At 38.9% G+C, this 25,574-nt stretch carries 26 protein-coding genes and 1 riboswitch; of the genes, 4 read left to right on the top strand and 22 right to left on the bottom strand.

What is annotated here, in order from left to right:
* Positions 1–118: 118 nt before the first annotated feature.
* Positions 119–305: riboswitch (cobalamin riboswitch) on the bottom strand.
* A 146-nt stretch (positions 306–451) separates the two neighbouring features.
* Positions 452–1,174: an NAD-dependent deacylase gene (locus tag KI338_RS06620; protein ID WP_212920219.1), complete on the top strand. Its 723-nt coding sequence runs from the start codon at positions 452–454 to the stop codon at positions 1,172–1,174.
* A gap of 608 nt (positions 1,175–1,782) precedes the next feature.
* On the opposite strand, the gene KI338_RS06615 is transcribed toward KI338_RS06620, so the two are convergent.
* From KI338_RS06615 to paaA, 17 genes are all read right to left on the bottom strand, one after another.
* Positions 1,783–2,577: an ABC transporter ATP-binding protein gene (locus KI338_RS06615; protein WP_212920218.1), complete on the bottom strand. Its 795-nt coding sequence runs from the start codon at positions 2,575–2,577 to the stop codon at positions 1,783–1,785.
* 1 nt (position 2,578) lies between these two features.
* Entirely contained in the window at positions 2,579–3,559 is a 981-nt protein-coding gene (locus KI338_RS06610) for an ABC transporter permease (RefSeq protein WP_212920217.1), read from the bottom strand.
* Positions 3,560–3,675: 116 nt separating this feature from the next.
* Positions 3,676–4,662, bottom strand: coding sequence for an ABC transporter substrate-binding protein (locus KI338_RS06605; protein ID WP_212920216.1), 987 nt, complete (start codon positions 4,660–4,662; stop codon positions 3,676–3,678).
* A 163-nt stretch (positions 4,663–4,825) separates the two neighbouring features.
* Positions 4,826–5,845 carry an alpha-ketoacid dehydrogenase subunit beta gene (locus KI338_RS06600; protein ID WP_212920215.1) on the bottom strand — a complete coding sequence of 340 codons (1,020 nt, stop codon included), beginning with the start codon at positions 5,843–5,845 and terminating at the stop codon, positions 4,826–4,828.
* 1 nt (position 5,846) lies between these two features.
* Positions 5,847–6,899 (bottom strand): pyruvate dehydrogenase (acetyl-transferring) E1 component subunit alpha, encoded by a 1,053-nt coding sequence (gene pdhA / locus KI338_RS06595; protein ID WP_212920214.1) that lies wholly within the window; start codon positions 6,897–6,899, stop codon positions 5,847–5,849.
* Between the two features lie 145 nt (positions 6,900–7,044).
* Positions 7,045–8,013 (bottom strand): NAD(P)H-dependent flavin oxidoreductase, encoded by a 969-nt coding sequence (locus KI338_RS06590; RefSeq protein ID WP_212920213.1) that lies wholly within the window; start codon positions 8,011–8,013, stop codon positions 7,045–7,047.
* Between the two features lie 15 nt (positions 8,014–8,028).
* The gene (locus tag KI338_RS06585; RefSeq protein ID WP_212920212.1) at positions 8,029–8,805 is read right to left on the bottom strand and encodes an enoyl-CoA hydratase-related protein; all 777 of its coding nucleotides are present in this window, start codon (positions 8,803–8,805) and stop codon (positions 8,029–8,031) included.
* 61 nt (positions 8,806–8,866) lie between these two features.
* Positions 8,867–10,066: an acetyl-CoA C-acyltransferase gene (locus tag KI338_RS06580; RefSeq protein ID WP_212920211.1), complete on the bottom strand. Its 1,200-nt coding sequence runs from the start codon at positions 10,064–10,066 to the stop codon at positions 8,867–8,869.
* Positions 10,063–10,938, bottom strand: coding sequence for a 3-hydroxyacyl-CoA dehydrogenase (locus KI338_RS06575; protein ID WP_212920210.1), 876 nt, complete (start codon positions 10,936–10,938; stop codon positions 10,063–10,065). The genes KI338_RS06580 and KI338_RS06575 overlap by 4 nt, the downstream gene beginning before the upstream one ends.
* An 82-nt stretch (positions 10,939–11,020) precedes the next feature.
* Positions 11,021–12,541, bottom strand: coding sequence for an aldehyde dehydrogenase family protein (locus tag KI338_RS06570; RefSeq protein WP_212920209.1), 1,521 nt, complete (start codon positions 12,539–12,541; stop codon positions 11,021–11,023).
* Positions 12,542–12,552: 11 nt separating this feature from the next.
* On the bottom strand, positions 12,553–13,329 hold the full coding sequence (locus KI338_RS06565) for an enoyl-CoA hydratase/isomerase family protein (RefSeq protein ID WP_212920208.1): 777 nt from the start codon (positions 13,327–13,329) through the stop codon (positions 12,553–12,555).
* A 4-nt stretch (positions 13,330–13,333) separates the two neighbouring features.
* Entirely contained in the window at positions 13,334–14,104 is a 771-nt protein-coding gene (locus KI338_RS06560; protein WP_212920207.1) for an enoyl-CoA hydratase/isomerase family protein, read from the bottom strand.
* Positions 14,097–14,402 carry an EthD family reductase gene (locus KI338_RS06555; RefSeq protein ID WP_212920206.1) on the bottom strand — a complete coding sequence of 102 codons (306 nt, stop codon included), beginning with the start codon at positions 14,400–14,402 and terminating at the stop codon, positions 14,097–14,099. The genes KI338_RS06560 and KI338_RS06555 overlap by 8 nt, the downstream gene beginning before the upstream one ends.
* An 87-nt stretch (positions 14,403–14,489) precedes the next feature.
* Positions 14,490–14,993 carry a 1,2-phenylacetyl-CoA epoxidase subunit PaaD gene (gene paaD, locus KI338_RS06550; RefSeq protein WP_212920205.1) on the bottom strand — a complete coding sequence of 168 codons (504 nt, stop codon included), beginning with the start codon at positions 14,991–14,993 and terminating at the stop codon, positions 14,490–14,492.
* A 53-nt stretch (positions 14,994–15,046) separates the two neighbouring features.
* Positions 15,047–15,868 carry a 1,2-phenylacetyl-CoA epoxidase subunit PaaC gene (gene paaC / locus KI338_RS06545; RefSeq protein ID WP_212920204.1) on the bottom strand — a complete coding sequence of 274 codons (822 nt, stop codon included), beginning with the start codon at positions 15,866–15,868 and terminating at the stop codon, positions 15,047–15,049.
* A complete protein-coding gene (gene paaB / locus KI338_RS06540) occupies positions 15,865–16,218 on the bottom strand; it encodes a 1,2-phenylacetyl-CoA epoxidase subunit PaaB (RefSeq protein ID WP_212920203.1) in 354 nt (117 codons plus the stop codon). The genes paaC and paaB overlap by 4 nt, the downstream gene beginning before the upstream one ends.
* Before the next feature lie 18 nt (positions 16,219–16,236).
* Positions 16,237–17,226 (bottom strand): 1,2-phenylacetyl-CoA epoxidase subunit PaaA, encoded by a 990-nt coding sequence (paaA, locus tag KI338_RS06535; protein ID WP_212920202.1) that lies wholly within the window; start codon positions 17,224–17,226, stop codon positions 16,237–16,239.
* A gap of 300 nt (positions 17,227–17,526) precedes the next feature.
* Here paaA and paaX point away from each other — a divergent pair, with 300 nt between their 5' ends.
* On the top strand, positions 17,527–18,387 hold the full coding sequence (gene paaX / locus KI338_RS06530) for a phenylacetic acid degradation operon negative regulatory protein PaaX (RefSeq protein WP_212920201.1): 861 nt from the start codon (positions 17,527–17,529) through the stop codon (positions 18,385–18,387).
* Positions 18,388–18,497: 110 nt separating this feature from the next.
* Here the strand turns inward: paaX and KI338_RS06525 are convergent, their stop codons facing one another.
* Positions 18,498–18,911: a PaaI family thioesterase gene (locus KI338_RS06525; protein ID WP_212920200.1), complete on the bottom strand. Its 414-nt coding sequence runs from the start codon at positions 18,909–18,911 to the stop codon at positions 18,498–18,500.
* A 356-nt stretch (positions 18,912–19,267) separates the two neighbouring features.
* Here KI338_RS06525 and KI338_RS06520 point away from each other — a divergent pair, with 356 nt between their 5' ends.
* Positions 19,268–20,269, top strand: a complete 1,002-nt coding sequence (locus KI338_RS06520) for an NAD(P)/FAD-dependent oxidoreductase (RefSeq protein ID WP_212920199.1) — start codon at positions 19,268–19,270, stop codon at positions 20,267–20,269.
* 63 nt (positions 20,270–20,332) lie between these two features.
* Here KI338_RS06520 and KI338_RS06515 read toward each other — a convergent pair whose 3' ends face one another.
* From KI338_RS06515 to KI338_RS06500, 4 genes are read right to left on the bottom strand one after another with little or no spacing between them, the layout of a single operon-like run.
* Positions 20,333–20,533 carry a hypothetical protein gene (locus tag KI338_RS06515; RefSeq protein WP_212920198.1) on the bottom strand — a complete coding sequence of 67 codons (201 nt, stop codon included), beginning with the start codon at positions 20,531–20,533 and terminating at the stop codon, positions 20,333–20,335.
* Between the two features lie 12 nt (positions 20,534–20,545).
* Complete coding sequence (gene cuyB, locus KI338_RS06510; protein ID WP_212920197.1) at positions 20,546–21,271, bottom strand: cysteate racemase; 726 nt, start codon at positions 21,269–21,271, stop codon at positions 20,546–20,548.
* A 43-nt stretch (positions 21,272–21,314) separates the two neighbouring features.
* On the bottom strand, positions 21,315–22,808 hold the full coding sequence (locus tag KI338_RS06505) for a Mur ligase family protein (protein WP_212920196.1): 1,494 nt from the start codon (positions 22,806–22,808) through the stop codon (positions 21,315–21,317).
* Between the two features lie 16 nt (positions 22,809–22,824).
* Positions 22,825–24,003 (bottom strand): carboxylate--amine ligase, encoded by a 1,179-nt coding sequence (locus KI338_RS06500; RefSeq protein WP_212920195.1) that lies wholly within the window; start codon positions 24,001–24,003, stop codon positions 22,825–22,827.
* Positions 24,004–24,357: 354 nt separating this feature from the next.
* On the opposite strand from KI338_RS06500, the gene KI338_RS06495 reads away from it, so the two are divergent.
* Complete coding sequence (locus tag KI338_RS06495; protein WP_244853441.1) at positions 24,358–25,566, top strand: GGDEF domain-containing protein; 1,209 nt, start codon at positions 24,358–24,360, stop codon at positions 25,564–25,566.
* Positions 25,567–25,574 lie beyond the last annotated feature (8 nt).

Genomic DNA, 25,574 nt, shown 5'->3' with positions numbered 1-25,574 from the left:
GCTCTTTTCTAAAAATAGAAAAGCCGCTCACCACGGGATGAACGGCATACAAAAAACGACAGAAATTATCTAAATATGTATAACTCCATCGCCTCATACTCTTTCAACCCGAAGAAAAATGAAACTATAAGTGATGGCAGGTCTCCTGGCTTGTGCGTCACTCTACTAAAGTCCTTCCCATATCATTATGTTATCGATACAGTGGAATTCTCGTTCGTCAACACTAACAGTTGCGGGGACAGCTCCAGATTTTCACTGGATTCCCTTTTCAGACAATATATGTCACCATTACTTTAAGGTACTATATATAGTATTATATTATTATGTTATCACAATATATTGTATTAATAGCCTATCATAGTTTTATAGACTTTGCAAACATATTTTAATTCCATTCGTAAATGGGAGGGATTTTGGGTACAATAGCATTATCAAGTGGAGGTCGATTTATATGAATAAAATTGTAGAATTAATTCGTTCTGCTTCCTATACAATTGTATTTACTGGTGCTGGTATGTCTACTGAAAGCGGCTTACCAGATTTCCGCTCCAAGGATAGAGGACTATGGACTAAATTTAATCCAGATGAACTAGCTAATGTACATGCACTTCAGGATAACTTTGAAGAATTTACGAGCTTTTACCAGTATAGACTCCGAGAGATTGATAAATATCAGCCCCATGAGGGCCACCAAATTCTTGGAAATTGGGAAAAACGTGGGTTAATAAAAGGAATTATCACACAAAATGTGGACGGCTTTCACCATGATGCTGGAAACCAAAATGTAATGGAGCTTCACGGTACATTTCGAAGGTTTTTCTGTAATCAATGTTTGAGAGACCAGGACCGAGAAGAGTACTTGAATGGCAAAAGCCACTGTAAATATTGTGATGGACCTGTAAGACCAGGAATTGTCCTATTTGGAGAGATGCTTCCTGAGGATGTTTTTCTCCAAGCAGAAATTGAAACTTCTAAATCTGATTTATTTATCGTTCTAGGCTCATCATTAACAGTTACTCCCGCCAATATGTTCCCACTAATTGCAACTGAGCGTGGCGCCAAGCTTATTATCGTCAATCGCGAACCAACACCAATGGACATGTACGCGGATTTCATTGTTCGTGATAAAAGTATCAAAGAGTTTTTAATTATGATTGAAAAGGAATTATCATAAGAGCATGTTCGGCAGTATGTACTTTCTGCGATATATTGGCTTTGGATAGTCTATTAGACTGTATGCCTGTTTTTTTGTCTATTAGAATATATCTTCTATCTAATAGACAGAGTTACTTGTTTTTGAGTGCTTTCTGTCTTTTAGAGTGCTTCTATTGGACTCGGGTGCTTACTTTCTGGCGATTTCTGTCCATTAGAACGCTTCTATTAGACTCAACCACCTACTTTCAGCCACTTTCTGTCCATTAGAACGCTTCTATTAGACTCAAGCACTTACTTTCAGCCGTTTTCTGTCTATTAGAACGCTTCTATTAGACTCAACCACCTACTTTCAGCTGCTTTCTGTCTATTAGAACGCTTCTATTAGACTCAACCACCTACTTTCAGCTGCTTTCTGTCCATTAGAACGCTTCTATTAGACTCACGCGCCTACTTCCAGCTACTTTTTGTCTTTTAGACCGCTTCTATTAGACTCACGCACCTACTTCCAGCTACTTCTTGTCTATTAGCGCTCCTCAATCAGACTTTTCTTTTGAATAATTATTTATTCATGCAGTCTACGAATGAGTGATTCTAAAAAAACAGGAGCGCTCCTCGCTCCTGTTTCGACTATCCCAATACAGCACGGTCACTTTCAAATTGTTCTCCGCGAATACGTTGGAATTCTTTTAATAGATCTTCTATTGTTAAATTCTGTTTCTTTTCACCATGGATATCTAAAATGATTTGCCCTTTATCCATCATAATCAGCCGATTTCCTAAATCAAGTGCTTGCTGCATATTATGGGTAACCATTAAGGTTGTTAAGCCATGCTCTGCAACAACATCCTTCGTTAGTTTCGTAATTAATGCGGCTCGTGATGGATCCAGTGCTGCTGTATGTTCGTCAAGAAGTAAAATATTTGGGTTAGTAAATGTTGCCATCAATAAAGAAAGTGCTTGACGCTCGCCGCCAGATAATAATCCCACTTTAGCATTCAGCCTATCTTCAAGGCCTAAATTTAACGTTTTTAAGTGTTCCTTAAATTCTGCTTTTCTCAGTTTGGTAACACCAGGCTTTAAATTCCGCTTTCTGATGCGGGAATAAGCCATCGCTAGGTTTTCCTCAATCGTCATGGATGGAGCTGTGCCTGCCATCGGATCTTGGAAAACGCGACCTATGTAAGCAGAGCGTTTAAATTCAGGGAGACTGGTAACATTCTTTTCAGCAATAATGACCTCGCCCACATCTGGTACTAGATTGCCAGAAATAATATTCATGAGCGTAGATTTACCGGCTCCATTACTACCTATAACCGTTACAAAATCGCCTTCTTTTAATTCCAAATTTATTCTTTGTAACGCCTTTTTTTCATCTGGAGTGCCTTCATTAAATGTAATGGACACATCTTTTACATGTAACATATTAGGCCTCCTCCTTTAATTCAACTAGTGCAGCACGCTTTTGTAATCGGCGCTTCTTTTCCCTCTGTCCCTGAAGAACTTTCGGTGCAACAAGGGCAACGATAACGATGAATGCAGTAATTAGCTTCATATCACCTGTTTCTAAAAATTCAACCCGTAATGCCAGGGTTACAACTATCCTATACACGATTGCTCCACCAATGACGGCAATGGTTGCAATCGCGATTGTTTTCTTGCCAAACAGAGCTTCACCGATAATAACGGAGGCTAGACCGATAACAATCATTCCGATTCCCATCTGAACATCAGCAAATCCACCAATCTGGGCAATTAACGCTCCACTAAGCGCAACCATTGCATTCGAAATTCCTACACCGAGTATAATTAAATTGTCTGTGTTTGCCGAAAGACTCCGGATCATTCGTTTATTATCTCCGGTGGCCCTTAATGCAAGACCAACCTCTGTTTTTAGGAAATAATCCGTTAAAAACTTTATAGCCAATGCGACAACAATCATGAAGGCTACAATAATCCATGTTGCAGGGGCTCTCCCTAAACCAATAGAATTCCATAAATTATTCAGGAAACTATCAATTCCTTCTGGCCAAATCCCTCTTAGTTGGGAAAATAAGGTTTCTTCACTCGATAAAGATACAGTAGGCTTATCCATTATTCGTAAATTAATAGAATATAAGGCAATCATCATTAAAATCCCAGATAATAATGCGTTTATCTTACCTTTTGTATGAAGCAGACCTGTAATACAGCCAGCAATAAAACCAGCAATGATTGCAAAAATTGTAGCCAAAACAGGCGGGACACCACTGACAATGGATACTGCAGCAACACCTGCACCTGTCACAAAGCTACCATCTACTGTCAAATCAGGGAAATCTAATACGCGGAAGGTTAAATATACCCCTAAAGCCATGATTGCGTATATAATTCCAGATTCAACAGCACCAAATAGTGATAAAGCCATATAATATATTAACCTCCTATTCCACACCTTTTTCTGAAAAATGTGGATATTAACTTCTTAGAATAGAGAAGCAGGCCTAATGCCTGCTTCTCATTGGACTTATAAGGTACATTTCTCTAGTTCTCAGCAGTATCAACGAACTCAGCATCATCCCACTCAGAATTCCATTCAATCCCCTGTTCTTCTGCTGCTTTCTTATTAATGAACAACTGAATTTCAGGTGGATACTCCACTTTAATATCCTTTATAGACTTACCATCCTTTAAAATTTGGACTGCCATTTCACCTGTACGATATCCGATAGTATAGTAATCAATACCAAAAGTTACAAATCCACCCTTAGCAAGTGAATCCGGCTCTCCTACAACTAGTGGAATATCTTGTTCATTCGCAACCCCTACAACACTTTCAAGTGCAGAAACGACTGTATTATCTGTTACTATATAGAAAAGATCTACTTCACTAACTAAGGTTGTTGCAGCCTGCTGAACCTCAGACGAGTTTGCAACCGTACGCTCTTTAAAAGTTAAGGAGGTACCTTCACCAGCAGCTAAAACTGCTTCAATTTGCGTTACTGAATTTGATTCTCCAGCATTATAGATTAACCCCACCGTAGCATCTGGAAAATATTTATCAATAAATTTCACCGTTTCTTGTATAGCATCTGGATGTAAATCTACAACCCCTGTGATGTTCTCACCAGGCTCATCCATTGCTGTAACTAATCCAGCGGATACAGCATCAGTTACAGAAGTAAATAAGATAGGGATATCCCTAGCATCTTTAGTTGCTTCTAGTGCGGACAAAGCAGCAGGTGTCGAGTTGGCAAAGATAAGGTCTACGTCATCTGCAACAAATCCATCTGATATTGGCTTTAGATTGTTTTGATCTCCCTGTGCACTCTGAAAGTCAAATTTCACATCTAATCCGGCATCCTCTAATGCCTTCTTAAAGCCTTCATAGGCTCTATCCAATGATGGATGCTCTACTATTTGTGATGCTCCAATTTTAAAGCTATCCCCTTTACTTGCATTCGATCCACATGCAGCTAGAATGACAATACTGACAATCGCTACAATTAATAATGGTAAACCTCTTTTCACTACCTACTCCCCCTTATTCTCCTTTGAATAATTCATGCAATTTGAGAAATTATAACATACTAGAAATTTGAGTCAAGCGTATTATTAGACTATTCTACCAATTTGTAACCGCTTACTACCAAGCCATTAATGCACTTGAAGATTTTAAAATTTTTCACCCCTTCTAAAAATACATTACTTTTTCAATAGCCGTAAGAATTCGCTGTGGTGTAGGTAAATAATGATTCTCTAAGCTTGATAATGGTACTGGAACATCAAAGCCTGTGACTCTTTCTACCGGGGCCTTTAAATATAAAAAGGCAGTATCATTGATGATGGAAACAACATCATTTCCCAGTCCTCCAGTTCTTGGTGCTTCATGTATAACAACTGCTCTACCTGTTTTTTGAACAGATTCAGCTAGTATGTCATGATCTATTGGATATAAGGTTCTAAGATCAATTACTTCACAGCTAATTCCTTTTGCATCTGCTTGCTTCGCTACTTTTTCTGCAAGAGGAACCATTGCACCCCAACTAATAAGTGTCACATCGTTACCTTCTATCCGCCTCTTACCCTTTCCTATTTCTATGGTATAGTGACCGGTTGGAACTTCTTCGCGTGTAGACCTATAGCTATGTAACGGCTCCATAAAGAGAACCGGATCTGGAGCTTCCACAGCCGAGATAAATAACCCTTTTGCATCAAATGGCGTTGCAGGACAGATAACTTTGATTCCAGGCATATGGGTGAATAATGCTTCTGCACTATCGGAATGTATCTCTGGTGCACGGACTCCAGCACCATAGGGAGCACGTATAACCATTGGTACAGTGAATCTCCCCATCGTTCTCATTCTAATTCGAGAAACATGGGTCATGATTTGATCATAGGCTGGATAAATAAAGCCCATAAACTGAATTTCCGCTATCGGTTTAAACCCATTTACAGCTAATCCCACAGACGCTCCAATAATACCCGATTCAGATAGAGGAGTATCAATAACTCTCTCTTCTCCAAATTGCTCTTGCAAACCATCTGTTGCTCGAAAAACACCACCGTTTTTCCCGATATCCTCACCTAAAATTAATGTTGTTTCATCATTTTCTAAAACAGTTTTCATTCCATCATTTATCGCCTGAATCATTGTCATGCTTTTAGTGGCAATGTACTCATCCTTAGATTGTTGTCGTTTCGTCTTCATTTCACTGCCCCCTTAACAATTCTAGATACGAATCTCTTTGTTCCAATAATTGCTTAGGAGGTTCGGCAAATACATAATCAAACATGTCCTCCACATTTGCTTTACTATAGGACTCCATGGCTTTAACTGCGGATTCGATCTCTTCTTCTACTTGCTGATGCGTTTTTTGGATATATGCATCATCCCAAAAGCCATAGTTTTTCATAAAACGTTCCATACGAATAAGCGGATCTACAACATCCATGCCGATCTCAGTTGATCGGTACTTTGTTGGGTCATCTGCCGTCGTATGTGCTCCAACACGCCAGGTAACAGCTTCAATTAACGTTGGCCCACCACCTGTTCGAGCGCGTTTAATTGCCTTTTGCATCTCAAAATAAACAGCGAAGAAATCATTTCCATCCACACGGGCTCCAGGTATATCGTAGGCAACAGCCTTTTGAGCAATCGTTTTTGAATTCGTTTGCCGTTCAAACGGAACAGAAATGGCATATCCATTATTTTGATTAAACAAAATCGTAGGTGTCTGGAATACACCTGCAAAGTTTAATCCTTCATGAAAGTCTCCTTCAGAAGTGGCACCATCCCCAAAATAAGCAATTGCTATGTGGTCAGTTCCCTTTCGCTTCTCTGCCCAAGAAGCTCCAACCGCATGAAGAATTTGTGTTGCAATTGGTACCGCTGCAGGGAAGATACGCTTCCCCTCTGGTGGAACACAGCCCTCAACGCGACCATTCCAGTACAGAAATGTCCTAACCATATCAGCACCAAAGGTTAGCATTGCTCCATGATCTCGGTATGTAGGAAACATCCAATCATCTGAATCTAATGCTAACGCACTTGCAACCTGTGCTGCCTCTTGCCCCTCAAAAGGTGGGTAAGTACCAATCCTCCCCTGGCGTTGTAGGCTTTTTGCTTTTTTATCGAATGTGCGAATCCGATACATATGATAATAACCATTCTCTACAAGTTCTTTATGTATTCTATCTCTATCCTGCATATCAACTAGATTACCTTGTTCATCAATTATTTGTTTCAATGGATATTCTTCCATTAAAATACCTCCAATATCAATCTAGTAAAAACATTGATAGCGTTTTCATTATTATTTTTATTTATATTACGTTATTTAAACGTAATTTTATCATTCCGTAATAGTAGTAGTCAATGAAAATTTAGAAAAATCTATATCTTTTGAACTAGTTGTTAGAAGTAAGAAAGTCCAGCCTCTGAAAACAAGCTGACACTTGAGCTTTTGCACTTTCTATCATGCTTTCCATTAACTCGCTTACTGTAGGGATATCCTCAATTAACCCAGCTACCTGACCACCATTTATGAATCCTCTATCCAGATCACCCTGAATAGCCCCTATCACATGGTGTGCTTCCGAGGTGAAATCTGCAAATTCTTCTTTAGATAATCCTTCCTTTTCCCTATCTAACAAACTAGTAGAGTAATTTGTTTTCATTACTCTTCTAACGCTACCGAAGCTTCTACCAATGATAATTGCATCCGTTCCACTAGCATCCATTAGCTTCTTCTTATAATTCTCATGAAAAGGGGCTTCTTTTGTTGCGATAAATCGCGTTCCCATTTGTACTCCTTCTGCACCAAGTACTAGCGCTGCAGCTAATCCTCTTCCATCACCAATCCCACCCGCTGCAACAACAGGTGTTTTCACCTTTTGAACAATCTGGGGAATTAATGTAAACGTAGTAAGTTCCAAACTAGAGTTAATTCCTGCTGCTTCGTACCCCTCAGCAACTAAAATATCCGCCCCAGCCGCTTCTGCCTTTTCCGCGTGTTTTACAGATGCAACAATTGTTATGACCTTTATATTTCTTTCATGAAGTATTGGGATATAGGGTGCTGGATTTCCAGCTGACAGGGAAAAAACGGGGACACTATGTTGAATGCCCAAATTAATCAACTCATCAACAAACGGGGAAACATTTATGGCGATATTTAATGCAAACGGTCTAGATGTTAGCCGTTTTGTTTCCAAAATAATTTCTTCAACTTCTTCGACAGACATAGTGCCACAACCAATCGTGCCGAGCCCACCTGCTTCTGAGACAGCAGCGGCTAGCATTGCATTTGAAATATTTCCCATACCACCTTGAATGATTGGATAGGTAATATTTAATAGTTTCGTAACACGATTCATCCTAATCCCCCTTTGTCACTTCCCTTTAAAAATTGGCTCCCTTTTTTCACTAAACGCCTGTAAGGCTTCTAACCTATCTTCAGTCGGAATTGTAAGCTCATAGGCTTTTGCTTCCATATCGAGTCCAGTGTGGAGATCGGTATTAAGCCCTAGTGAAATGGCAAATTTAGCTTGTGTAACAGCAATCGGTCCATTTTTCAAAATTTTTGCTGCTAGGTCCTTTGATTCTTGTAGCACCAATTCTGGCTCTACAACTTTAAGTACTACCCCAAGTGTGTGTGCTTCTTCTGCAGTAATCTTTTTTGCAGTAAGAATCATTTCCTTTGCTTTCATTTCGCCAACTATTCTAGGTAAACGTTGCGTTCCACCTGCACCTGGAATGATGGCCCAACTTGTTTCCGTTAATCCCATTTGAACAGCTTTCGCCGCAATTACAAAATCGCAAGCAATCATCAATTCAAAGCCACCACCAAAACAATAGCCATTCACTGCCGCAATGGTCGGTTGTGGTAATCTGGCAACCGAATCGAAACAGTCACGGATTGCTTTCACATTTCGTCTCACTTCAGATTCTGTTAATGTTTTACGTTCCTTTAAATCAGCCCCTGCACTGAACGCTCTATTCCCTGCTCCCGTTATAATAACAGCCCTTATGTCTCTATCAAGATGAATACGGTCTACGGTTTCTTGTAGCTCAGACAGCATTTGATAGTTGAAGGCATTTAGTGCCTCTTCACGGTTTAAAGTAATGTAAGCAATATGATTTTCTTTTTGAAAAAGGATTGTTTGCATCGCTCTTTCTCCTTTCGTTGGTGTTGGCGTGGTCGTGTTCTAGGTCATTATTCAATAGTGCCTATAACCCTTCCACGATTACGGAAACACCTTGCCCGACTCCAACACACATGGTGGCGAGGCCATATTTTACTTCTCTTTTCTTCATTTCATGGATCAGCGTTGTTAATATCCTTGCTCCACTTGCTCCAAGTGGATGGCCAAAGGCAATTGCTCCACCATTAACATTCACAATCTGTGAATCTAATTCCAATTGTCGAATGCATTCAATCGATTGGGAGGCAAATGCTTCATTTAATTCTACTAGCCCGATATCAGAGGTATTTAAACCTGCCCGAACAAGTGCTTTTCTAGTTGAATAAATAGGACCAAGTCCCATGATGGATGGCTCAAGCCCTGCAGTAGCCCCAGTAACATACCGTGCCATCGGCTTTACACCTAATTTTTTTGCCTTTTCTGCGCTCATTAATAATAAAGCTGAAGCACCATCATTGACACCTGATGCATTTCCCGCTGTAATGGTGCCTTTATCAAATAATGGTTTAAGTTTGCTCAGCTTTTCTAGGGTTGTATCTGGACGTGGATGTTCATCTTGTTCAATCTTCATCTCATTATTCTTTTGATCATGATAGATTACCGGAACGAGTTCATCCGAAAATCGGTTTTCTTCCATCGCTTTTTTCGCTCGTTGCTGGCTAGTAAAAGCAAATTCATCCTGCTCTGTACGACTAATGGAAAAACGTTCTGCAACATTCTCGGCAGTTTTCGGCATAGATTCTGTTCCGTACATCTCCGCAAGCCTTGCGTTTATAAATCGCCATCCAATTGTTGTATCAAAAAGCTCCATATTTCCTCTAGGAAATTCTTTATCTGGCTTAGCCATAACAAACGGGGCACGCGTCATACTTTCCGTCCCACCAGCAATAAAAATATCTCCCTCTCCAATAGCAATAGCGCGTGCTGCATACATGACCGCATCAAGTCCTGACCCGCAAAGACGGTTAATGGTTGTTCCACTTACAGAAACAGGTAAATCCGCTAGTAGCGCAGACATTCTAGCTACATTTCGATTATCCTCTCCTGCTTGGTTGGCATTCCCTAAGACAACTTCTTCTATCTCTTCAGGAATAATAGCTGGATTTCGATCTAGTAACGCTTTTATCACGATTGCTCCTAAATCATCTGGACGAACACCCTTTAGAGCACCTTTGTACCTACCAATTGGCGTCCGTACTGCATCAATAATTACAACATCTTTCATTTTTTTATCAACTCACCATCTTTGGAATACTCGTATACACCACGACCAGTTTTTCTCCCTAGCCTTCCTGCCTTAACATACTGTTCTAATAGTGGTGCTGGACGAAACTTTTCCCCTAAGGTTTCATGTAAGTACTTCAAATTATTCAATCTTGTGTCCAATCCAACTAGATCCCCTAACTCCAGTGGCCCCATCGGGTAGTTAAGACCGAGCTTAATCGCTTTATCAATATCTTCTGCAGTTGCAACACCTTCCTGAAGCATGTAAAAGGCTTCATTCCCGACCATGGCACTAATTCTACTCGTAACAAATCCTGGAAATTCATTAACCTCAACGGTTTCTTTACCCATTCTTTCCGCTACTTCACGAATAATGGTCACCGTTTCTGAGCTTGTTTCAAGCCCTTTTACGATCTCTACTAGTCGCATGCGATGAACTGGATTAAAAAAATGCATAGCAGCAACCTTTTCTGATCTCTTTGTGTAGGACCCTAATTCAGTTGGACTGATGGTCGAGGTGTTAGAGGCAATCACGATATCCTTTGCTGCGTATGTATCAACTGTTTCCAATACATGTTTCTTCAAATCACGCTTTTCCGGAACAGCCTCTATAACAAAGTCCGTACTCTTTACCGCTGTATGTAGCTCCAGTGAGGTTTGGATATTCCCTACTAAATTCCCAGCTTCTATATTGGATAATTTCCCACGTTCCACTGCTTTATTTGCCAAAATGCTCATTTCGTCTAGGGCATTTTGTAGTTGATCCTGTGAAACATCTACAAGTGTCGTCTGAAAGCCAGCAAGGGCCGAGACATAGGCTATGCCTCGCCCCATCACACCAGCTCCAACGACAGTAATACTATTAATTGTCATTGGTAGTCTTCCTTTCTTTCTACTTAACTAAACTTTATCTTTTGCTACCAATCCTTCGAAGGTAAGACATTTAGAAAAGCTTTTATACCCCAAACGGATTTATTGGTTTTGGACCATAATAGGAGAGCACACTCTTGTCTTCCATATATAAATCTAGTGTTTCTACGGTTAGCTCTCTACCGAATCCTGACTGCTTGTAGCCACCGAATGGTGTTCCCGGGAATGCGGAGAATGGGCTATTAACCATAACAATTCCAGCTTGGATTTGGTGGGCAACACGGGTAGCCCTTGCTTGGTTTGTCGTCCAGATAGCTGAACCAAGTCCATATTCTGTATCGTTTGCTCGTGCCACAACATCCCGCTCATCCGCAAACTTCTCTACTACAACAACCGGTCCAAAAATCTCTTCTTGGACGACCTTCATATCTGGAGTAACATCCACAATAATGGTAGGCTCATACCAATAACCATTCTCAAACCCCTCAATTTTTAATTCTCTTCCACCGGTTAAAATGGTTGCCCCATCTTCCCTAGCTGATTGTACGTAGCCATCAATTTTCTCTAGCTGGCTTCTACTAATGATAGAACCAACATGTGTCCCTTTATCAAAAGGATCACCTAGCTTCAGCTTCTGCGTTCTTGATACAAACTGTTCCATGAATTCATCGTATATTTCCTCATGAACGAACAATCGGGACCTTGCTTCACAGGACTGTCCTGTATTAAAGAAGATACCGAACAATGACCCTGCTACTGCCGCTTCTAAATCAGCATCTTCAAAAATAATGCTTGGTGATTTGCCGCCTAACTCAAGAGTCAATCGTTTTAATGTACTTGACGCCTTTTCCATAATGTCTCGCCCTGTTGGAGTGGATCCTGTGAAAGCAACCTTATTTACATCCTTATGGGTAACCAAGTAATCTCCTACCACTTGGCCTGCGCCAGGAATGGTATTTACCACTCCTTCGGGAACACCAGCTTCATGACATATCTCATTGAGAATAATTGCTGTGATTGGTGTTAGACTAGCAGGCTTGACGACAACCGAGCACCCAGCAGCAATCGCCGGTGCAATTTTCCATGCTGCCATCATCATTGGATAGTTCCAAGGGATAATTTGTGCACAAACCCCTACTGGTTCTTTATGTGTATAGTTAAAAAAGCCATTCGGCATATTATTCACTGTTCCACGGTGACCAATAATGGCACCTGCATAAAATTCGAAATCCTCAATGGCTTGACTAATCTGAACCTGTGCTGCACTAATCGACTTACCACTGTTGAGAACCTCCATTTCCACCAACTCATTAAATCGGCTTCGCATAATGGAGGCGATCTTATTTAAAACACGTGCACGTTTTCCAACTGGGTATTTGCGCCATTTCCCATTATCAAAAGCGTTTCTTGCTGCTTGAACAGCTCTCTCAGCGTCCTCGATCGTTGCTTTAGCAATTGTTGCAATTACTTCTCCTTTTGCTGGATCAAACGTTTCAAACACCTCTTTAGAAACACTTTCCACACGTTCACCATTAATAACCATGCCGTAATGGCTTCGTTTCATTTCTCCAACTGCTGTAATCTTATCTGATACGATTTGTTCCATTTTGGTCCTCCTTATTTTCCTATAAAATTTGGATTACGCTTTTCCACAAATGCCTGTAAACCCTCAAGATGATCCGTGGACATGCCAGCAATTCGTTGCGCATATGCCTCCTGCTCTAAAAACGTTCCATAATCGGTATGCATGCTATCTAGCATATAACGCTTCAACAATGAAAATGCCTTGGTAGGTAGTGCCACCATTTGAAATGCAAAGTTTTCGACCTGTTCCAAAAAGTCTTGTTCACTATATACCTCTGTTGCTAACCCCAGTGCCTTGGCCTCTTCAGCTACTATTGGCTTTCCAAGAACCGTAACTTCAAGTGCTTTTGCATAACCTATTAACCGAGGGAGTATATATAAAAATCCTGAATCCGGTACAAGTCCAATATTCATGAAGGCACTAACAAATTTTGCATTTTCCTTCATCAAACGAAAATCTGCGGCAAGGGCAAGTCCCATACCCGCTCCGGCAGCAATCCCGTTAACCGCTGCTATAACTGGCTTTGGTGTCTGCTTTATCGTCTGTAGCATGGGATGATATCGTTCTCTTAAAAAAGTTGCATGGTTAGTTTGTTCATCTACCTCAGCTAAATCCTGGCCTGAGCAAAAGGCTTTTCCACTACCAGTTAAAACAATGCACCTTATTTCTTCATCCTTTGTAGCTAGTTTAAAAGCATATGTAATTTCTTGATTCATCTTTTGCGTAAATGCATTGTAAGAGGCAGGACGATTTAGATAAATAGTGGCTATTTTATTGTTTTTTTCATATAGGATTGTTTCAAAATTCATCTCCTTACATCCCCCTAAATGTTGGTGGACGCTTTTCAGTAAATGCCTGCATCCCCTCTTTTTGGTCTTCAGATGCAAATGCAATATAAAAGTTTTTCCGTTCGAGGTTTTTGCCATCTTGTAGACTTAAATCGACTGCTGCATGGACTGCCTCTTTGATTAATCGTAATGAGATTGGTGGTTGAAGTGCTAGTTGATATGCTAATCTCATTGCTTCTTCTTCTACCAATTCAGATGCTACTAATCGATTAACTATTCCAAACTGATATGCAATTTTTGCTGGCATCGGCTCTCCAAGCCAGATGAATTCTAGTGCTTTTCGTGGTCCCATCGCTTTTGTTAAAAATTGTGTTCCTCCTGCACCAGGCATAACACCTAATTTCACTTCGGGAAAGCCAAATTTTGCATCTTCTGCTGCAACAATCAAATCACAGTGTAGGGCTAATTCAAACCCACCCCCTAATGCAAAACCATTAACAACAGCAATAATTGGTTTTTTGATAAGGCTAATTCTATCCCAGACTGCAAATGGGTTTACCATTTCCAGTGAAAGAGGTGTACTATGAACCATCTCTTCTATATCTGCACCAGCAGCAAAAGCTTTTTCATTTCCCTTTATAATCATCACTCGTATCGCATTATTTTGATCAAAGGATTCGAGCTGGGCTACAATCTCATCAACCATCTCTCTATTCAATGCGTTTAAAACCTCTGGACGGTCTAATTGAATTATCCCTATATCATCTTGTGAAAAAGCACGAATATAATTACTCATCTACCTCTTCACCAATCATTAGGGTGACAATATCACCAGCAAATTTCATGACATCTCTACCAGAAGCCTTCCCTTCATCGGTTCGCATTGCCTTTTGTAATGATTCATGGTCATCATAGTACATTTCACATAGCAAATAGTATTCACTCTCCCCCATTGGTGAACCTACAATTCTCGTAACCTCCATTTTTCGTAAGCCTGGAATTTTACTAGTTATTGGAGCATGTGTATGAAAATAGTGCTCATCAAATTTCGCTTTATCCTCTGGTTGTTTGTATAATGCAATTAGTTTTACCATTTTATTTCCCCCTTGATATATGGTTTTTTTTGGAGGCATAGCTTTGCCTCCGAATTTCATATAGTTTATAGATCATTGGGTAATTGTCTAGCTATTAAGTGGTTGAATAACGACAGGCTTCATTGCTTCAAATGGATTTCTACAGGAACTGCAATAAAGAATACTTCTACAAGCAGTTGGTCCGAACACATTTTCCATAGAGGTATAATCTGAGTCACAATACGGACAGTTAACCGTCCACTCATCACCAGGTCGATAATTTTCTGGTGGTGGAGCAATTCCATGCTTCTTCAATTCTGTCTTTCCTTTATCCGTAATAGCATCCGTTGACCATTGGTGTTCCATTGTAAATTCAACCTGACAATTCTTCACCCATCTAAGCTCTTCTACCGCTTTCTTTACATTCATTTCGATAAAATCTAGAGCAGGACAGCCCGCGAAGGTTGGAACCATTTTGATTTGTACCAAATTGTCCTTCACGAGAACCTGGTGAACCATGCCTAAATCAAACACACTGACAGAAGGGAGCTCAGGATCGTCGACTGTTTTTAATACCGTGTATATTTCTTCCAGTTTAGTAGTCTCTACCATTGTCACTCCTCCTCTCTACTAGTTTATTCATCTCGTATGTTTGGCATGCTATATTACCAGATTGCTGTTTTATCACTTTGAAATACCTCTGCAAGTGTTCCTAGTGCTTGGTCCAAATCGGAAGTATGCTCTCCATTTCTTCCACTACCATATTTTTTTCCTAAAGGACCCTCTGGCATAGCAACTAATACAGTTTTTACTTCTTCTAGCCAATTTCCCTTTATCGTCTCTTCATCGATAGCTATTAGCTGGTGTTGCACCATTTCATTTCCATAATTACCTAACTCAAGCACATCGAGAAATTCTTCCCAAGCCTCTTCAATACGGTTCTGAATTCTCTTTTTTGCCTCCTCAGACGAGGTTTGTAGCTGCTTGATCCAAAGCTTCCAATGGGCAAAATGATAAGGGTGCTCCATTAATACTTTTTTTGCCACATTTGCTAGTGGCTTATAGGAGCTCGTTGAAATCGCTTCCAACTTTACCTTTTTAAAGGATTCATAGAAGTAGTTCCTCACAACAGCTAACGCCCAATCAAAGTAAGGCTCTTCTAAATACTTCCCTTCTCCGTTCCGCTTTTCGAGGTAAGCACCATTTCTTCTATCACTTGCACCTCGATCATGAGCAAGGAAATTGGCATCCCCTTCACCGAGTTCTTCCAATAAATTGTAATACATTACAGCATGGCCCATTGTATTCTGTGTGATAGAGGAATAAGCAACATCTTCTTCTATATGAGGTGCTAAACCTAACCACTCAGAGCCACGAAAAGAGATAATAAAATCATCATCAGCTAATTGAAATAAGAGTTCCCTTAATGCTTGATAATAGCTTGGATCCTGTCTAGCTATTTCAGCTGTCTCAACAATCTTGCTCATTTCCTCTTCACCTCTCTCCAGGACATAATTTCCTTTTCATCTAGCATGCCTTGTTCTTTTTCCTTCCATTTTTGACGTAAATATCCGTAGCCCTTTGTTGTTCGATATTCTTTATTATCCAAACGATTCGTCAAGCCTTGCCTTTCCTCACTTGTCATTTTGCGAATATCACTTTGTCTGACAACCCAAACATCTATAACTTCTTCACGTCTCATGAAGTTCTCCTGTGCCATAAGCATTGCCATTTCTTTATTCGGTGCTAGTAGGCTGAATTGATGTTGCATTGGCGCTTTATTTCCACGCCTGCTAAACACTTCATAGACTTGATAAAAATCGGATTCCTTTGCCATGTTTGTTCCTCCCGCCCTTTACACGCTGACTGGATCTGTGGCTAGCGCTTGCCTTACCCAGCGATTGTTTTCATAAGCAATTTCTCTTACACGTAATCTTTCTTTGGAACGAGGTCCTTTATTCCGAATAATTTGCTTGAACTCTTCCCAATCTGGCTGTTTATATATCCATTTTTCTTCTTTCTCGTCATAACGTACCGTCTCGTCTGGTACGGTTAGCCCTAATGAAAATACCCTTGGCAGGTACTTCGATAAAAATGCCTGACGTAGCTCTTCATTTGTGCTTTTACGAATCTTATAGTTAATCATAATGTCTTGCTTTGAACTTCCAGTAGTTTCTGCGGAGCTAGGTCCAAAGAACATAAGCAGTGCAGGCCACCAACGATTCAATGATTCTTGTAAAATTTCTCGCTGATAGTCATTCCCCTCTGCTAATGCCATAATAATGGATTCCCCATGTTGCGCATGGAAAACCTCCTCCTGACAAATACGCTGTAATGCCCGTTGATATGGTCCATAGGACGCATCTAGCATGTTAGTCTGAGAAATAATAGCAGCTCCATCTACTAACCAGCCGACCATTCCAGCATCTGCCCATGTTTTGGTTGGCATATGGAAGACATTATGAAATTTTAAATCCCCATTTAGTAAATCTTCCATTAAGTCTTCTCTAGTTTTTCCATATGGCTTCATCAAGTCTTCTGCAACACGTAACAATAACTGTCCATGTCCCATCTCATCTTGAACTTTAGCCATAATACCAAGCTTTCTTTTTAATGTCGGTGCTTTCGGTACCCATTCCTTCTCTGGAAGTGCCCCCATAATTTCACTAATCCCATGCATTGATATCAGTTTTATTAGTGCCTGACGATAATCAGCAGGCATCCAGTCATCTGCTTCAATCTTTTCTCCTGCTTCTATTCGGGTCATAAAAGCTTCATATTTTTCCTGATCCTGTTCCATGTAGGCGCTAGTCTTGGAATCTCCGTCCTCCACATAGTTATACATAGTTACACCCCTTTATAACGTTTCTTTAACGTTATGATAACAAAGTGTCATATCTATCGCAATATAATTATTTTAAATTTTCACAAATCACTTCGACAATTTATGCTATAATAGTCTATTGTATAGGCTACAGAGAGGGTATAGGTTGCTCTCTTATCACGCTTTATTTTATAACGTCCTATTTTTATCATTTCATAACACTACAGATAAGCAATAACACAGTCATAGGTAGTCCTATTCATCCATCATCATATCTGCTAAAATTTGGAGAGACAGATGCTAACAAGAGAGAGGGTTTAAATGGAAAAACAATTTAATACAAGATCCATGATTTTCACCTTATTTGGTGATTACATAAGGCATTATGACAATGTTATTTGGATTGGGAGTCTTATCCGCTTATTGGAAGAGTTCGGTCATAATGAGCAATCCGTACGTGCTGCTATTTCCCGTATGAGCAAGCAGGGCTGGGTAAAATCTACGAAGATTGGCAATAAGAGTTATTATTCCCTAACCGAGCAAGGACAAGTAAGAATGGAAGAGGCTTCCCAGCGTATTTATAAAACGGAGCACCCGTCATGGGATGGAAATTGGCGTATTCTTGTTTATACGATTCCAGAAAATAAACGACATCTTCGTGATGAATTACGAAAGGAACTAGTATGGAGTGGTTTCGGTCTTCTATCTAATAGTTGTTGGATAACCCCTAATCCTTTGGAGGAACAAGTTAATCGTTTAATTGATAAGTACCATATTAGTGACTATGTCTCCTTCTTCAATGCTTCCTATATCGGCAAAAATGACGAGGAGGAGCTTGTACAAAAGTGCTGGAGCCTTGATGAAGTTAATAAGAAATATCAGCAGTTCATTCAGGAATACAGCCAAAGGTATGTCATTGATAAAAACAAAATGGAAAAGGATGAACTAAGTGATGGAAGCTGTTTTGTAAAATCAGCTCTATTAGTTCATCAATACCGAAAGTTCTTATTCATTGATCCAAACCTTCCACAGGAACTATTACCTAAAAAGTGGCTTGGTGATTCTGCTGCTTCCCTGTTTAATGATTATTACCAATTACTAATACATCCAGCAAAATGCTTTTTTGAGGAAGTGTTTAGACAAGGTGAAGTTGAAAAGGTAATCGAAGAAATAAAGAGGTAGTAAATGAAACGGCACCCAGCTATGGACACGATCAATTCAGCGGGCGCCGTTCTTCGCTACCTCATATTAAATAAGAAAATCAATTATTTTAGTTGTAGTTACCAAGTTACCTAACCTCTTATAAGTAGAGAGGACACACAAGTTGCTACCTTTTTTTCATTTTGAAACAAATCTGCTACGACGTAGGCTAATGTTTTTCCCATTCTTTCCACTCGTGCAATAATTTCAATCTCACCCTCAAAGGCTGGTCTGTGAAAAGTAGTATCTAAATCTATCGAAACAAAGCCTTGTTCATCTGTTAATTTAGATGCTATCGCATAGGCCATTACTATATCAGCAGCTCCAGCTAGAAATCCCCCCATCACTACTCCATGGCCATTCATGTATTTCTGATCAACCTGCCAAATCCCCTTTGCAATACCATCTTCAGAAGAATTTACTTTTATTTGCATTGTTAAATCACAAGGAGGTGGTGTTCGTCCATTCGTTACTACCTGCTGCAAATCCGTAATTGAATATTTCATCTATTCACCTCTTCCCCTTCTTTCTAATTGATTCATATTCCGTATTTTAAACGTTATATTAATATTAAAACCCACTACATTAATTGTCAATAACATCAAAATATACTGATTATAGCGTTAGATATAATAGTTGGAATTATTAGCCTAATAATCGGCTGTAACAATGATTATTTCGTTAAAAATGTAGGAGAAGATGGATTTAACCGAAAGTAAAATTAAGTTGTTCATTAAATATTGACTTCTATTGGAAATATTTTTATTATTTATATAACAACATTTTTAGAATACGTAAATATTTCGTTATATACATTTTCGTTAATTAGTACATGGACAATAAATGAAAGGGAGTCACGCAAATGAATAAACATGAGTGTATCGATATTACGATAATCGGTGCAGGCCCAGTTGGATTGTTTACCGCATTCTATGCAGGGATGCGGGAGGCAACTGTGAAAATAATTGACAGTCTACCAGAAGTCGGTGGTCAGCTTGCTGCATTATATCCCGAAAAATATATTTACGATGTGGCAGGTTTTACCGGTGTCAAAGCTAAAGACCTCGTTCATGCACTTCATACACAAGCATTAACTTTCTCGCCAAAAATCTGCTTAAATGAGCAAGTTATTGCGATTACCCAGCTAGCAGATGGGAGGTTTGAAATCGAAACCACTAAGGCTATTCATTACTCTCGTAGTATCATTATTTCAGCTGGTGCTGGTGCCTTTGAACCACGAAAGTTAAAGCTTCATAACGCCATAGAATTTGAAGGGACATCTCTCCATTACCATGTAAAGCAAGTGGAGGTTTTTCGAGGTAAGCATGTATTACTCTGTGGTGGTGGAGATTCTGCAGTAGATTGGGCCTTAGCCTTAGAAGAGGTAGCAAAATTTGTTACACTCATCCATCGGAGGGAAGAGTTCCGAGCGCATGAACATAGTATTACACAGCTTAAAAACTCATCTGTATCCATTCTTACTCCATACGAGGTTCATGATATAATTGGTTCCGATGGGCAAATTAGTGAAGTAGTATTACAGGAAGTTAAGGGAGAAAAGGTAGTAAATTTACCAGTAGATGATGTTATTGTAAGCTATGGCTTTATTACCAACATTGGACCAATCAAATCTTGGGGGCTAGATACAACAAAAAATGCCGTATTGGTAAACGGAAAAATGGAGACTACTATCCCTGGAATATATGCAGCAGGGGATATCTGTGGATATGAAGGAAAGCCAAAGCTTATTGCAACCGGGTTTGGCGAGGCAACGATAGCAGTTAATCACGCAAAAACATTCCTTGATCCAAAAGCGAAATTAAGTGTACATAGTACCCACTTATTTGCCGAGTCATTTCAATAAAAGAAAATAGCACCTCTAAATGGATAGTTATCTACCATCCTCTAGAGGTGCCATAACACCGTGTTAATCCCTATTGGTATCCACTTCATACCATTTTTTAATGGCATGAAGATCGGTACCGGATAATTTTTTGAATTTTGCTTTTGGAAGTTTTACTTTAATATAGTCCGCCTCTTCTTCAGATAATCGTAATTCACGGACACTTCTTCCGTCTTTAAAGGATTCGAGTAAGAATTCATCAAATGCTTCTTTATTTGATATCACAGAACTCCCCCCTTACTCTAGATTAGGGACCAACACATCATGCTTTAATCTCTTACCTGATCGAATGATTGCTTCATTCACTAATACTTGCATTGCATCCACACAATAAGGCTTTAATTCATCCACTATGTGGATACAGGAAAGCTCTGTACACCCAAGAATCACACAGTCACACTCTTCAAGCATACTTCTAATAATCCCATTAAATGCTTCCGTATCAATTGGTTTATCGGCCTTAAAATCATAAATAGTCCGCATGACCTGTTCTTGAACATGCCTATTTGGCGTAAGAGCCTTCATATTAAATTTATGACACTCTTGTTGATATATACCAGTATTTATCGTTCCATCGGTTGCTAAAATACCAACAGTTGTATGTTGTCCAAATTGCTGTTGTATACGCTTTACAGTTTCTTCTATCATGTTAATAATCGGGATAGAAGTCATTGCTTGCATCTCATGATAAAAATAATGAGATGTGTTACATGGGATTGCTATATGATCAATGTCTGCAGCTTGAAAAATAGCAAAATCATTCTTAACTGCTTCTAGGAAAAGTTCCTTGTCATTTTCTAAAATAGCCCTTGTCCGATCTGGAATAGTGGCATGGTTAAGTATAACCATGTCAATATGCTCCTGGTCCTTATTTGCCACCGTGTTATCGATAACTCTCTCAAAAAATAGTGATGTTGCAACTGGGCCCATTCCACCTAAAACCCCAAGTTTCTTTTGCTTCAATCTCTCCACCTGCTTTATCCAATGCTGCATCTACATTGATGATTTATTGTACTTCTACGTTTTCCTTATTTAACGCTTCTAGAGCAATTCCTGCACCATAGTCCATACCTTGACAGCCGGCCAGTAATACTAGATCCCCTTTTTTTGCCCGTGAAAGTGCATCTTTAATAGCATCTGGTAATTCATCATATAAACGAACCTTAATATTCGCCTTTTCCATAACATCCGTAAATGCTTTTACTTCGTCATCCGTCACTCTATCCTTATCTGTCGTATGGGAGATGCTTCGCGTTGCAATTATCTCATTAATACCTAGTTTATCTGCCCATTCCACGACTACCTCTGCATTTTCTCGGTTAATTGTAGCACCTCTACTGCCCCTAATTGCATATACTAACTGAAGATTATCGTAATCCATGAAATCTAATGTTTGCAACGTAACATTTATATTACCTGGGTTAGCAAAGTGGTCATCTACTACCTTTATTTCATCTTCATAGATAAACTCAAATCTCCTTGGAACACCAGAGAATTCCTTTAATGTCTGTTGGATTGTTGGAATTCTCGCACCACTAATCAAGGAGATGATAATAGCAACCATTGCGTTATAAACGGAGTGTAATCCAGGAACAGCTAGCTCGATATCAAACTCACTAGGTGAAAACTTCATCCCATTCGCTTCAAAGGGTTTAAGAATTTCTACCGTGAATTTACCTCTTCCAGTCGTTAAATCTAAATTCTTACAATGAATATAGCCATTTTTATTATTTACACCAAACGAAATAACAGTTGCTTTTGTTTTATCCACTAATGAGGCAGAATACTGGTCATCTAGGTTTAAAACAGCATAGCTATGTTCAGAAGCATTTCTAATTAGACTAGATTTTGCCTCGAAATAACGCTCAAAGGTACCATGCATTTCCATATGCTCTTTACTCATATTATTTAATGAGACTACATCATACTCCACAGCTTCTACTCGATGCAGCTCTAAAGCAGCTGATGATACCTCCATCGTAACATGGGTAACATCATTTTGTACCATATCGTTTAAATATCGTTGCAGGTCTAATGACTCCGGAGTTGTTAGCTCAGCGGGAATAGTTTTATCGCCATTTTTAATCACGACAGTACCAATTAGACCAGTACGACGACCTTCATTTTCTAATATAGCATTTGTCATATAAGAGGTAGTTGTTTTACCGTTCGTTGCCGTAATCCCAATCATATTTAATTTCTTGGATGGATTACCGTAAAATGTTGCACTTAGCTTAGCAAGAGCCACTCGACTATTTTTCACAATATATTGTGGAATGTCTATATCCTCTTGAAAATCTTCCACTACTGCAGCTACTGCACCACGCTTAACCGCATCACCTAAATACTTGTGACCATCGGTTTTATAGCCCTTCACACAAACAAACAGATCTCCTTTTTTTACTTTTTGGGAATGATAGGAGACCTCTGTAATCTCTAATGGCTCTATTTGTCTATCATTTAATATTTCAATTGCTCCGAGTAATTCGTTTAGTTGCATTGTGCTACCTCCTTGCCTATTTTCGGCCTCCAAATAGTTTTCCAACTCTCGTTTTCATGAATGTAAATGCCGGCTTTGGATCCTTCCAGCTCCATATTGCATAAGCCTTTGGCCTGAAAAATGATTTCATTACCTCACTTGTTTTCAATTGACCACTTTTTATATAATCCTTTACCGCTAGAAAATCCTCATAACCATACCAAAAAGCACGATTAGTCGTATCCGTCAATGCCTTTGGCTCAAGTGGCTTTCCGATCATTTCTCGATATGTGATATATGGAAAATTCAAGCCAACCTTATAGAGCAAATGATTGAAGTTTGTAATCCTTGCATTTATTTCAATCAAATAAAACTCTCCGGTTTCTTCATCCTTCTTAAATTCTATTTCTGCAAATCCTTTATAATGTATTGCCTCTAAAAACTTCGAACCAATGTCAAACAGTTCTGGGGTATACTTTTGAATTGTATAGACGGATGCACCAAAATTAATTGGATACTGACGTAGTTTTTGACATGTAGTCCAATGTGTTACCTTCCCATCCTGATTAAGATAAGCATCAAATGTATACATATGATCATCAAAGCCAGGAATAATACGTTGCACAAACACTTCTAGATTTGCTTCCTTCGCCTTGTTTATTGCTTCCTCAAGCTCCTCCATATTGTGAACCTTAAATATCTTTTTACGGAATGTCGCTACAAAGCTCGGTGAGTCAAATGGCTTTACTAAACATGGAAACTTAATTTCCTCTTCAACTCGCTCTTTAAAGTTAGGTTCATGGATACGTACGGTTTCTGGAACGCGAACACCATGTTCTACCGCAAGTGCATGCAATGTATCTTTATTCATCACCTTCGATGCCAATCCTTGCTCTGTTTGAGGGATGAGATAGTATTCTTTTATTTTCGGTAAATTTGCATCAATCACCTCTAAATATGTATCATGACAAGGAATTAGAACTGGTTTTTGATCTTGTTTTTTCGCATAATCAATCAATGCTTGTATAAATCCTTCCGTATCATTCTTATAATGTGGAACGATTATTTTTTCCGAACAATATTTCGATGCTGCACCATATCGATCTTCTTCTGAGTAGTCCACAGCAACAGTATGTACACCATGTACGCCTAGACTCCGAATGGCACTCAGCCCTATATAATAATTATTTCCTAAAATAACTGCTTTATTATTCATCGCTCTACTACTCCCAGGGCAGATTCATTTCTAAATCTTATTCCAAACAATGTATATTTATTAGAAACTTATCAGCCAATATTATCTTCATACTTATACTCTCATTATACGCATGCGTAAATGATACTTCAATAAGACGATTTTCGTCAAAACACAAATTGCTAACAGGTTTACTTTTCTATACCTATTAGACGAATTTACTCGCTTATGTGTTGCAAATTGAAATAATATTGAAGTAAATCTACTAAATTATGTTATATTTAGTATAGGAATTCTTGCCCATATCTGTATGAAAGGGGGTAGTAGGTCATAAGATTTTACAGAATTTTCATAATTTCCTTATTTCTGTTATCGGTGGTTGTTGCCGTATGCTCTGGTGGTATAAAGATAGACTTCAATAATTATGTCCTTGCTTTTGCATTATTTTATTTCTTTTCCAATTTGTATAATCATTTAAAAATAGTTGTAAAACATGGAAATACGAATGTAGACTATACTATTTCTTATAGTATAGCATTTGCTATTTTTGTTGGTCCTCTAGGAGCATTTATTTATGAGACCATTTCGATGTTCTCCATATTTTTCATAAGAAAACTAACAAAGACAGCAGATGAAGAGGAATTTTTGCATACGTTCTACAACATCGGTTCTTTTGCCTTAAATGGGGCAATTGTCTATTATCTATTCCGAGCACTTTATCCAATTTTTGATCCGGTACCATTTGGATTCTGGATATTACTATTCACATTAGTTATTATTATGACACTGCTATCCCATCTTTATTTGTCCATTATCTTTACATCTACTGGAGAATTTACGTCGTTCAAAGATGTCATCTCCTTCATTCAAAGTAGAAGTATTTTAGATATTGGGAAAATCGCTTTTTCTAATGCTTTTTTACTTATCTTTCTAGAGAATAAGCAATGGGAAATGCTCGTTGGACTTTTCCTACTAAATTATTTAGTTAGCCGCTCTAATATTGCTATTAACCAGTCACTTCAACATAAAATGGAACGGGATAAATTTGAACAAATGGCTTATACAGATTTTCTAACAGGGGTGTATAACCGCACCTTTATGGATAAGAAAATGAGTGAATTAAATAACTCTGGTGAAAAGCTTGGAATTATTGTAACAGATATAGACTCCTTTAAGAGAATTAACGATACCTATAACCATGCCGTTGGGGACAAAGCTATCCAGCAGGTTGCACATGTGTTACAAAATCAATTGTCCACGGATGATTATTTATTTCGGAGTGGTGGAGAGGAATTTACTATTTTCCTTCGTCATCGTGACTTTGATCAGTGCATGAAGCAGGTGGAGAAAATAAGGGAAGCTGTAAAAAGCACGCCGGTTATAGTTGAACATTTTAAAAAGACAATTGAAATTTCTTTAACTGCTTCATTCGGCTTTTACTATTATAAGACAAATGAAGCATTAGATATTAAGAATGCATATATACATGCGGACCAGCTGTTAATAAAATCCAAAAACTTAGGTAAAAATCGTATTTCAGAAAAAAATGGTATATCAGATGTACCATCATCTTCTATGTACTAATAAGGGGC

The sequence above is a fragment of the Ornithinibacillus bavariensis genome, assembly GCF_018333235.1.
In the GTDB taxonomy this organism is placed as follows: domain Bacteria; phylum Bacillota; class Bacilli; order Bacillales; family Amphibacillaceae; genus Ornithinibacillus; species Ornithinibacillus bavariensis.
Note: the sequence above shows the minus strand (reverse complement) of the source record. Positions and strands in the feature narration are given on the sequence as shown.